The 11,974-nt window shown below is 62.7% G+C and carries 3 protein-coding genes and 1 pseudogene; 3 read left to right on the forward strand and 1 reads right to left on the reverse strand.

The features are described 5' to 3' along the window. The 3 genes and pseudogenes from ASC85_RS32630 to ASC85_RS15475 all read left to right on the forward strand — a co-directional run. Positions 1–6,589: pseudogene (locus ASC85_RS32630) on the forward strand (amino acid adenylation domain-containing protein); the annotation flags it as partial. A 78-nt stretch (positions 6,590–6,667) separates the two neighbouring features. Then, complete coding sequence (gene macA, locus ASC85_RS15470) at positions 6,668–7,819, forward strand: macrolide transporter subunit MacA (RefSeq protein WP_057450227.1); 1,152 nt, start codon at positions 6,668–6,670, stop codon at positions 7,817–7,819. Between the two features lie 2 nt (positions 7,820–7,821). Next, on the forward strand, positions 7,822–9,783 hold the full coding sequence (locus ASC85_RS15475; RefSeq protein WP_057450228.1) for a MacB family efflux pump subunit: 1,962 nt from the start codon (positions 7,822–7,824) through the stop codon (positions 9,781–9,783). Between the two features lie 760 nt (positions 9,784–10,543). Here ASC85_RS15475 and ASC85_RS15485 read toward each other — a convergent pair. Beyond that, complete coding sequence (locus ASC85_RS15485) at positions 10,544–11,884, reverse strand: diaminobutyrate--2-oxoglutarate transaminase family protein (protein WP_057450231.1); 1,341 nt, start codon at positions 11,882–11,884, stop codon at positions 10,544–10,546. Positions 11,885–11,974: the final 90 nt, after the last annotated feature.

Below are 11,974 nucleotides of genomic sequence, written 5' to 3' on the forward strand. Positions count from 1 at the left end.
CGAGCGCCTGGCCTACATGCTGGAGAACAGCGCGCCGAGGGTGGTGCTGACCCAGCGCGCCTTGCAGGCCAGCCTGCCGGCTACGCAGGCGCGGACCTTGCTGCTGGATGAGGCGCAAGGGTTCTCGATGCAGCCAACCGACAATCCGCAGGTTRAAGGCTTGCATGCCCATCACCTGGCYTATGTCATCTACACCTCGGGCTCCACGGGCCTGCCCAAAGGCGTGATGAACGAGCACGGCGCGGTGGTCAACCGGCTGTTGTGGATGCAGGACGAATACGCCTTGAGCGCCACAGACGCAGTGCTGCAAAAGACCCCGTTCAGCTTCGACGTGTCGGTGTGGGARTTCTTCTGGCCGCTGTTCAGCGGTGCGCGGCTGGTGATGGCCCGTCCGGGCGGGCATCGTGATCCTGCCTACCTGCGCGAAGTGATCCAGGCCCAGGGCATCACCACGCTGCACTTTGTGCCGTCGATGCTCGATGTATTCCTGGCCCATGGCGAGGCGGGTCCTGCCTACCTGCGCGAAGTGATCCAGGCCCAGGGCATCACCACGCTGCACTTTGTGCCGTCGATGCTCGATGTATTCCTGGCCCATGGCGAGGCGGGACAGTGCGAAGGTTTGGTGCGGGTGATGTGCAGCGGCGAGGCGTTGCCGGGGCACCTGGTGCGGCGCTTCAAGGCGCAATTGCCGCACAGCGGCCTGTACAACCTGTATGGCCCGACCGAAGCGGCGGTGGACGTGACGGCGTGGGATTGCACGGGTGCAGAAACCCCGGACAGCACGCCCATTGGCAAGCCGATTGCCAATACGCGGATCTACCTGCTTGATGCCCATCGACAACCGGTGCCCCTGGGCGTGGCCGGTGAGATTTACATCGGCGGTGTACAGGTGGCGCGGGGTTACCTGAACCGTCCGGAATTGACCGTCGAGCGTTTCCTGGGGGATCCGTTCAGCACCGCGGCAAATGCGCGGATGTACCGCACCGGCGACCTGGGTCGTTACCTGCCGGACGGCAACATCGAGTACCTGGGGCGTAATGATGACCAGGTGAAGGTCCGCGGTTTCCGTATTGAGTTGGGCGAGATCGAAGCGCGGTTGGCGCAGCATGATGCGGTGAAAGAAGCCGTGGTGCTGGCCCGTGAAGATGTACCGGGCGAGAAACGCCTGGTGGCCTATTTCACCCCGCATGCGCCAGAAGCGGTCGCTGACATCGAAGCCCTGCGCGCTTATCTACTAGGGCAACTGCCGGAATACATGGTGCCAACCGCCTACATCCGGCTCGATGTGCTGCCGCTGACCCCCAACGGCAAACTTGACCGCAAGGCGCTGCCGGCCCCGGACCTGGACGCGGTGATTACCCGCGAATACGAGGCCCCGCAGGGCACCGTCGAAACGACCCTGGCACAGTTGTGGGCCGAGTTGCTCCAGGTCGAGCGGGTCGGACGACACGATCACTTCTTCGAACTGGGCGGCCACTCGCTGCTGGCGGTCACGCTGATCGAACGCATGCGTCAGGTGGGCCTGAGCGCCGATGTGCGCGTGCTGTTCGGCCAGCCGACGCTGGCGGCATTGGCGGCGGCGGTGGGGGGCGTGACGGAGGTCATGGTGCCGGTCAACGGCATTACCCGCGGCTGCGCCCGCATCACGCCGGACATGCTGCCGCTGGCCGATCTGTCCCAAGCGGAGATCGAGCAGATCGTCGCGGCGGTGCCGGGCGGCGTAAGCAACGTCCAGGACATCTATGCCCTGGCGCCGCTGCAGGAAGGCATCCTGTATCACCACCTGGCTTCGCAGCAGGGTGATCTCTACGTGCAGCAGGCCACCTTCCACTTCAAGGACCGCGCCCGGCTGGACGCCTTTGTCGACGCATTGCAAGGCGTCATCGACCGGCATGACATCTTGCGCACCGCTGTACTCTGGGAAGGCCTGTGCGAGCCGGTGCAAGTGGTCGTTCGCCAGGCGCAATTGATTCTGGACGAGTGTGTTTTCGAGCCGGGCCACGACGTCACCGCGCAACTGCTCGAACGTTTCGACCGGCAACACGTGCGCCTCGATGTACGCCAGGCACCGTTGATGCGTCTGGCGTTCACCCATGACGCCGCCAACCAGCGGTGGATCGCCATGCTGCTGTTCCACCACATGGCCCTCGATCACACGGCGCTGGAAGTGGTGCAACACGAGATGCAGGCGCACCTGCTGGGCCACGCTGATCAGTTGGGCGAAGCTGTACCGTTCCGCAACTACGTGGCCCAGGCGCGCTTGGGCGTGAGCCGTGAGGAACATGAAGGGTTCTTCCGCGACATGCTCGGCGACATCGAGGAACCCACGTTGCCGTTCGGCTTGCTGGATGTCCGTGGCGACGGCAGCGATATCGAAGCGGCCGGGCTCAACCTCGCCGCCGACCTCAGCCGGCGCCTGCGGGCCCAGGCCCGTCAGCTGGGGGTGAGCGCTGCGAGCCTGCATCACTTGGCGTGGGCGCAGGTCCTGAGCAAAGTGTCCGGCAAGCAGGATGTGGTCTTTGGCACGGTGTTGATGGGCCGGATGCAGGGCGGCGAGGGCGCCGACCGGGCACTGGGCATGTTCATCAACACCCTGCCATTGCGGGTGGATGTCGATACCCAAGGCGTGCGTGATGGGGTGAAAGCTACCCACGCCCGCCTGACCGATCTGCTGGGGCACGAACACGCCTCGCTGGCCTTGGCCCAGCGTTGCAGCGGCGTGGTCGCGCCGCTGCCGCTGTTCAGCGCCTTGCTCAATTATCGGCACAGCGCCATGGGCACGGCTTCGAGCGAAGCGTTCGCCGCTTGGGAAGGCATCGAGGCCCTGGGCAGTGAGGAACGCACCAATTACCCGCTGACCTTGTCGGTGGATGACCTGGGCGAAGGTTTCAGCGTGTCGGCGCTGGCGGTGCCGCAGATCGGTGCGCAGCGGATCTGTGTCTACATGAACATTGCCTTGGAGCAGTTGGTGGAGGCGTTGGAGCTAGCGCCGCAAACACCTTTGAACAGCGCGTCGATCCTGCCGTCGGGCGAGCGTCGGCAATTGCTGGTGGATTTCAACGCCACTACCCGTCGCTATCCCCAGGACAGGACCGTCCATGGCCTGTTCGAGGCGCAGGCCAACGAGCGTCCGGAGGCTATTGCGGTCGTGCACAACGCACAAACCCTGACCTACAGCGAGCTTAATGTCCGGGCCAACCGCCTGGCCCGTCATCTGATCGGCCTGGGCGTACAACCGGGCGATTGCGTGGCGATGCAGTTGGAGCGCTCGATCGAACTGCTGGTCAGCCAGCTGGCGATTCTCAAGTGTGCCGCTGTCTACGTGCCACTGGACGTCAACGCGCCGCTCGAGCGTCAAGGCTTCATGGCGCGGGACAGTGGGACACGGGTCGTACTGACCCTGAGCGTTAGGACTGTTCCTGAAGACACATTGCGCGTGGACCTGGACACCGTCGTGCTGGACGAAGTGTCCAATAACCTCGACATGATGCAAAGCTCTGAATCGGTCGCCTACGTAATGTACACCTCTGGTTCCACCGGCACGCCGAAAGGCGTACTGGTGCCACACCGGGCGATCAGTCGCCTGGTGATAAACAACGGTTATGCTGATTTCAACGAACACGACCGTATCGCGTTCGCCTCCAACCCGGCGTTCGACGCCAGCACCATGGACGTCTGGGGCGCCTTGCTCAATGGTGGGCAAGTGGTGGTGATCGATCATGAAACCCTGCTTGAGCCGTCAAGGTTCGCCCAAGTGCTGGAGGACTCGGGGGTCACGGTACTGTTCGTGACCACCGCGATCTTCAACCAATACGTGCAACTGATTCCCCAGGCCATCGGCGGCCTGCGGATCCTGTTGTGCGGTGGTGAACGGGCCGATGTGGCTTCGTTCCGGCGTTTGCTGGAACTGGCTCCGGAGTTGCGCGTGGTGCATTGCTACGGTCCGACCGAAACCACCACCTACGCCACTACCTATGAGGTGAAGTCCGTGGCGCCGGAGGCCGAATGCGTGCCCATTGGCGGACCGATTTCCAACACCCAGGTCTATGTGCTCGATGCCCGCCAACACCTGGCGCCAATGGGGGTTGTCGGTGAGATATACATCGGCGGCAAGGGCGTGGCGAAGGGGTACCTGAACCGACCGGACCTGACTGCGGAAAAGTTCATCGCCGACCCGTTCAGCCATGAACCCGACGCGTTGCTGTACCGCACTGGCGACCTCGGTCGGTGGTTGCCGGAGGGTAGCCTGGAATGCCTGGGACGAAACGACGATCAGGTGAAGATCCGTGGCTTCCGTATCGAGCTGGGCGAGATCGAAGCCCGGTTGGCCCTGCATGACGACGTCAAGGACGCCGTGGTGCTGGTGCGCGAAGACGCCCCGGGTGAGAAGCGCCTGGTGGCTTATTTCACCCAGCACGCGGCGGATGAGGCGCTGCCAATCGAAGACCTGCGCGGGCATCTGCACGCACAGTTACCCGACTACATGGTGCCGGCGGCCTACGTGCGACTCGATGCGCTGCCGCTGACCGCCAACGGCAAGCTCGATCGCAAGGCGCTGCCGGCACCGGACCAGGAGGCTGTCGTCAGCCGTGTCTACGAGGCTCCCCAAGGCGAAGTCGAAACCCTGCTCGCGCAGATCTGGCAGGAGGTACTGGGCCTGCAACAGGTCGGCCGCCACGACAATTTCTTCGAATTGGGGGGGCATTCGCTGCTGGCGATTCGTTTGCTGGGAGTGCTGGCCCAAGCCAACCTGCCGATGTCGCTGGCCGAGTTGTTCCAGCACGACAGCGTCGCGGCCATGGCCTTGTTGCTGCAGACCCGTAGCACCGAAATCCAGGTGCAGGAGGCTTTTGTACCGGTGCGCACCACCGGCCAGCAGAACCCGCTGTTCCTGGTGCACGAGTTCAGCGGCCTGGATCTTTACTTCCCGATGCTGGGCAAACACATCGATCCGGATATTCCGGTCTATGGCCTGCCTGCCATCCCGTGGGGCGAACCGCAGTTGCAGACGATGGAGTGCCTGGCCTCACGGTTGGTGGGCGTCATCCGCTCGGTACAGCCACAGGGCCCTTATCGCCTGGCCGGCTGGTCGTTCGGCGGCGTGCTGGCCTACGAGATCGCCATCCAGCTCATTGGCCTGGACGAAGAGGTCGAGTTCCTCGGCCTGATCGACAGCTACCTGCCACGGCTGGTGGACCAGGGCAGGGAACGCTGGTCACCGGCTGAAGCCCACGCACGGCATTTGCTGGATCGCTGCGAGGTGTTCTGGAAGGCCGGTGTCCTGGGGGAGGCGGAGCTCGCCTTGGTGCTCGAAAAACTGGCCCTCCTGCAGATTCGCCTGAGCGACTTCGCGTTCGAAGGCCTGGTGCAACACTGCTACGACGACGGCCTGCTCCCGCCCGAGCTGGCGGAGTACAGCGCGGCCCAACTCTGGCAGTACCTGGATCGCGAGGTCGCCCACGGTCATGCATTGGCCCATTACCTGGTGTATCCGATCTCTGTACCGGTACATCTGCTGGTGGCCGAGGAACGCAAGGACGACGCGCCCGAACATTCCGGTTACCTGGGGTGGGACGCTGTCCTGCCGAAGACGCAGATGCACTGCGTCAAGGTGCCTGGTAACCACCAGACGATGATGCAGGCCCCACAGGTCAGGGCACTGGGCCAAGCCATCAGCGATGTACTGGATACCGTCGCAGCCCGTCCGGCACCTGCGCCGAAGAACCGTTACCAACCACTGCTGACGATTCAGGGCGGACGCGCCGACCGGGCACCGATATTCTGTGTCCCGGGGGCCGGCGACAGCGTGACCGGCTTTATCGGGCTGACCGATGCCTTTGGACCGGAATGGCCTATCCATGGGCTGCAACATCGTGGGCTGGACGGCAGCACAGAGCCTTTCAGCCTCGTGGAGACCGCTGCCCAGGCGTACCTCGACGCGATCGACAAGGTACAACCGGAGGGGCCGGTGCATCTGCTCGGCCATTCCTTCGGCGGCTGGATCGTGTTCGAAATGGCGGCCCGCCTGCACGCCCGCGGACGTAAGGTGGCTTCGCTGACCTTGATCGACAGTGAGTCGCCGGGCGGCAACGGCGTGGTGGGCAAGCCCTACACCGCGACGGGGGTGCTGAATCGGTTGATCGAGGCGATGCAGTTGGCTTCCGGCAAGTCCTTGGGGATCGATGCCACGGTCTTCGGGACCCAGGACGATACCGCGCAGATGCGCTTGCTGCATGCCGGCATGGTCCGCGCCGGCATGTTGCCGCAGCGCTCGGCGGTGGATGCCATGCGCGGTCCGGCGCGAGCCTTCGGTACGGCACTGCGCACGGTTTATCAACCACAACACCGCTACACCGGACCGGTGCGGTTGGTGCTGGCCAATGATCCGACCCTGGACACGGCCGGTAACAAACGCGAACAGGAACAAATGATCGAAGGATGGCGCAAGCATATCCCTGACCTCAGTATCTGGTACGGTCCGGGTAACCACTTCACGATCCTCAAGGCCCCTCACGTACATAACCTGGCAGCCTGGTGGCAGGACGGCCTTCCCATGCTCGACGAGGAGGCCGCCAGTGATTGCGTATGACTGTCCTTCCTCGACGCCCATCCATGGAACTCGGCGCCACGCTGGCCGGGTCTGAAATCAACGCACTCATGGTTATTTATGGAAAAGTCGAAGTTTCGAAAAATCGCTATCGTGCTCGTTCTGGTCGTGGTGGCCGGTCTGATTTTCTACAGCGCACAATCACCGGGCAAACCGCCGGAGTACCTGACCGCCACGGTCGAGCGGGCTGACATCGAGAATTCGGTGCTGGCGAGCGGGACGCTCCAGGGGATCAAGCAGGTCGACGTCGGTGCCCAGGTGTCGGGCCAGCTGAAATCGCTCAAGGTCAAGTTGGGCGACAAGGTCAAGAAGGGCCAGTGGCTGGCGGAAATCGACCCGATGCTGGCGCAGAATTCATTGCGCCAGGCCCTGGTTAACGAAGAGAACCTGGTGGCCAAGCGGCAGGCCACGGCGGCGCAACTCAAGGACGCCAAGGCCACCTATGATCGCTACAAAAAGCTGCAACCGGACGACGCGATTTCCAAGCAGGAATACGAGACCGCGGAGTCCAACTACAGGGTGGAAGAGGCGAACCTGCTCTCCCTCAATGCGCAGATCAAGGACGCGCGCATCCAAGTGGAAACCGCACGGGTCAACCTGGCCTACACCCACATCGTCGCGCCGATCGATGGCTATGTGGTGGGGATCGTCACGCAGGAGGGCCAGACCGTGATCGCCGAGCAGTTGGCGCCGGTCCTGCTCAAGCTCGCCGACCTGGACACCATGACGGTCAAGGCCCAGGTATCGGAGGCCGATGTGATTCACATCGTTCCCGGCCAGGAGGTGTATTTCACCATCCTGGGGGAGTCGGAAAAGCGCTATTACGCCACACTGCGAGGCACCGAGCCGGCGCCGCAAAACTTCCTCGAGACCCAGGCGGCCGGGACGCCCAAGCAAAACACGGCGGTGTTCTACAACAGCCTCTTCGATGTGCCGAACCCCGATCATCGCTTGCGTATCTCCATGACCGCCCAGGTTCGTATCGTCCTGGACAAGGCCAAGGATGTGCTGACGGTTCCCGTCGCCGCCCTGGGTGCGAAAAACCAGGATGGCAGCTTCGTGGTCCGCGTACTGGACGCCGAAGGCAAGGCCCAGCCGCGTAACGTGCAGACGGGCATCAACAACAACGTCAGGGCTGAGATCAAGGATGGCCTGGCTGAAGGTGACAAGGTCGTCATCGGTGAGCCGACCCCAGCCGTGGCGGGAGCCTGACTATGACGCGACCACTGTTGGAACTCGAGGGCATCACCCGCAGTTTTCTCGCGGGCGAAAAGGCCTTCATAGCGCTCAAGGACATCAACCTGACGATCAATGCGGGCGAGGTGGTCGCGATCACCGGTGCTTCCGGTTCCGGCAAGTCGACCCTGATGAATGTACTCGGCTGCCTCGACCATCCGGACGCCGGAAGCTACAAGGTGGACGGGCGCGAAACCGGTTCGATGGACGACCGTGAGCTGGCCAGGCTGCGGCGCGACCACTTCGGTTTCATTTTCCAGCGCTACCATTTGCTGCCGCATCTGAGCGCCTTGCACAACGTCGAGATGCCGGCCATTTACGCCGGTGCCGCAGAGTCGCAACGCCACAACCGTGCCGGGGACCTATTGAAGCGCTTGGGGTTGGTGGGGCACTTGGCCAATCGGCCGAGTCAACTCTCGGGGGGCCAGCAGCAGCGGGTGAGTATCGCTCGGGCACTGATGAATGGTGGCGAGATCATTCTGGCGGACGAACCCACCGGTGCGCTGGACACCACCAGCGGCAAGGAGGTCATGAAGATCCTGCTGGAGCTCAATGCGGCGGGGCATACGGTCATCATCGTGACTCACGATGAGAAAGTGGCGGCCCATGCCCAACGCATCATCGAGATCCGCGACGGCGAGATCGTCAGTGATCGTCCGAATCCGCAGAGGCCGCTGCAAGACCTGCCGGCACAAGACATGCGCCCGGCCAAGGTCAAGCCCACGAACGGTCTGCTCGCCAGCTTCGGCCTGTTCAGCGAAGCGTTCAACATGGCCTGGGTGGCGCTGGTCTCGCATCGGATGCGAACCCTGCTGACCATGTTGGGCATCATTATCGGTATCACCTCCGTGGTATCGATCGTGGCGATTGGCGAAGGAGTCAAGCAATATGTCCTCAAGGACATCCAAGCGATCGGCAGCAATACGATCGAAATCATGCCTGGGTCCGACTGGGGGGACAGTCGCTCGACGGCTATCGAAACGTTGGTGCTGTCCGACGTAACCGCCCTGGGCGACCAGTACTACATCGACAGTGCGACGCCCAACCTGGGTCGCAACCTGCTATTGCGTTATGAAAATATCGACGTCAATGCGACCGTCAACGGTGTGAGCGCGAGTTACTTCCAGGTTCGCGGAATCAAGATCGGCTCGGGTGTGGCGTTCAGCAACGACGATGCCCGGCGGCAATCGCAAGTGGTGGTCATCGACCACAACACAAGCCACAGATTGTTTGGCTCGCACACAGACCCGCTGGGCAAGGTGATTCTCGTCGACAACCTGCCTTGCACGGTCATCGGCGTGACCGAAGACCGCAAAAGCGTGTTCAACACCAGCAAGAACCTGAATATCTGGATGCCCTATGAAACCGCGGCGGGTCGGTTGCTGGGCCAGCGTTTCCTGGACAGCATTACGGTGCGTATCAAGGACGGGCAACCGAGCAAACTAGTGGAGGACAACGTCGTCAAGCTCCTGGAGCAGCGTCATGGTCTCAAGGATTTTTTCACCTACAACCTCGACAGTGTGATGCAAACGGTGCAGAAGACCAGCCAATCGCTGGCGCTGCTGCTCTCGTTGATTGCGATCATCTCACTGGTGGTCGGTGGCATCGGAGTGATGAACATCATGCTGGTCTCGGTGACCGAGCGTACCCGGGAGATCGGTATCCGCATGGCCGTCGGCGCACGCCAGTCCGACATTCGCCAGCAGTTCCTGGTGGAGGCGGTGATGGTCTGCCTGCTGGGTGGCACGATCGGCATCGCTTTGTCGTTTGGTATCGGCTACGTCTTTTCGATCTTCGTCAAGGAATGGCAGATGGTGTTCTCGATGGGATCGATCGTCACCGCGGTCGTCTGTTCGACCCTCATCGGGATCGTGTTCGGCTTCGTGCCCGCACGCAACGCCGCACGGCTCGATCCGATCAATGCATTGGCGCGGGACTGAGCCGGGCTCCATTACTTGAACCCAGACATCCCCCCTCGCCACAGGGGGGGCTGGCGCCTTATACCGCTGCGCGTGCCGCCTGTGGGCGCATTTCGCCAACCTTCCTCACCGCCTGCTCGAAGCGGTCGAGCACCATGCCGACCTCGGTCTCGGTGATGGTCAGGCTTGAAGCCAGGCATGGAACCTTGTGGCGAGGGAGCCCCGCTGGGCTGTGTAGGAGCTGGCGAAGCCTGCGATCTTTTGATCTTTCACTTGGGACTCAAGTGAATAGGGAAAGATCGCAGCCTCGCTCCGCTCGACAGCTCCTACACAGCTGCTACAGACCCGGCGGGAGTAAGCTCTCTCGCCACATGGGCGCCCTATACCGCTGCGCGTGCCGCCTGTGGRCGCATYTCGCCRACCTTCCTCACCGCCTGCTCGAAGCGGTCGAGCACCATGCCGACCTCGGTCTCGGTGATGGCCTGGCTTGAAGCCAGGCATGGAACCTTGTGGCGAGGGAGCCCCGCTGGGCTGTGTAGGAGCTGGCGAAGCCTGCGATCTTTTGATCTTTCACTTGGGACTCNGGCTTGAAGCCAGGCATGGAACCTTGTGGCGAGGGAGCCCCGCTGGGCTGTGTAGGAGCTGGCGAAGCCTGCGATCTTTTGATCTTTCACTTGGGACTCAAGTGAATAGGGAAAGATCGCAGCCTCGCTCCGCTCGACAGCTCCTACACAGCTGCTACAGACCCGGCGGGAGTAAGCTCTCTCGCCACATGGGCGCCYTATACCGYTGCGCGTGCCGCCTGTGGGCGCATTTCGCCAACCTTCCTCACCGCCTGCTCGAAGCGGTCGAGCACCATGCCGACCTCGGTCTCGGTGATGGTCAGGGGCGGCAGGAACCTGAGCACTGCGCCATGGCGCCCACCGGTTTCCATCATCAAGCCGTTGTCGAAACAGTTGAGCTTGATGGCGTGTGCCCGGGCGCCGTCAGCCTGGCCGGCGCGCTGATTGTCGGCCGGCTTGGTGATTTCCACGCCGAGCATCAATCCACGACCGCGGATGTCGCCGATGAATGGAAAACGCTGTGCGATGTCCTGCAGGCCGCTCTCCAAGCGTTCGCCCATCCGGGCGGCATGGGCGACGAGATGGTCTTTGCGGATTTGCTGCATTGTGGCCGCGCCAGCGACCATCGCCACTTGATTGCCGCGGAAGGTCCCCGCATGCATGCCAGGGCCCCAGGTATCCAAATGCTCGGCATACACGATCACCGCCAGTGGGTAGCCACCGCCGATGGCTTTGGACAGCACCAGGATGTCGGGAACGATGCCGGCGTGCTCGATGGCGAATGTGCTGCCGGTACGACCCAGGCCGGTCTGGACTTCGTCGACGATCAGCAAGATGTCCTGCTCGAGGGTGATCTCCCGCAGGGCCCGCAACCAGCTGGCCGAGGCCGGGATGCAACCGCCTTCGCCTTGCACCACCTCGACGATGACCGCCGCCGGTTTGGCGACGCCGCCTTCGGGATCCGAGAGGACGGTACGGATGTAGTCGATGGACAGCTGATCGGTGTGCTCGCCATTCGTGCCGAACGGGCATCGAAACCGATAGGGGAAGGGCAGAAAGTGTGTGCCTTGGGCGATCAGGCCATCGCCGGTCTTGGGCGACAGCTTGCCCATCGCCGACAGTGCGCCGGCCGTCATCCCGTGGTAGCCGCCGTGGAACGCCATCAATGGCGAGCGTTTGGTGTAGTGGCGGGCCAACTTGATGGCCGCCTCGACGGCATCCGAGCCGCTGGGCCCGCAGAAGAGGATCTTGCTGGTGTCACGCATACGCGCCGGCAGCATCGAGAACAGCTCCTGCACGAAGGCATGCTTGGCCGGCGTCGCCAGGTCCAATGCCTGCTGCAAGTGATCGCTGTCGAGAAAGTGCATCACCGCATCCCGAACTTGCGGCGGGTTGTGCCCCAGGGCCAGAGTCCCGGCGTTGGACAGGCAATCGAGGAACTCCTGGCCGCTCGCATCCTTGATACGCATGCCCTTGCCGCTGACGAACAGTCGCTGGAAAGTCTGCGCGTAGGTACGTGCGTTCGACTCGATGTTTCCAAGGTAAGTGAGTGCTTCCATATTCGATCATCCATTGGCGATGGAACGTGAACCGAGCGGGGGCCATTCATGCTCGACAGCAAGTGCAGCCATTACTGGGCAGGTCGAGCT

This window comes from Pseudomonas sp. Root401 (genome assembly GCF_001425105.1).
GTDB lineage: Bacteria > Pseudomonadota > Gammaproteobacteria > Pseudomonadales > Pseudomonadaceae > Aquipseudomonas > Aquipseudomonas brassicacearum.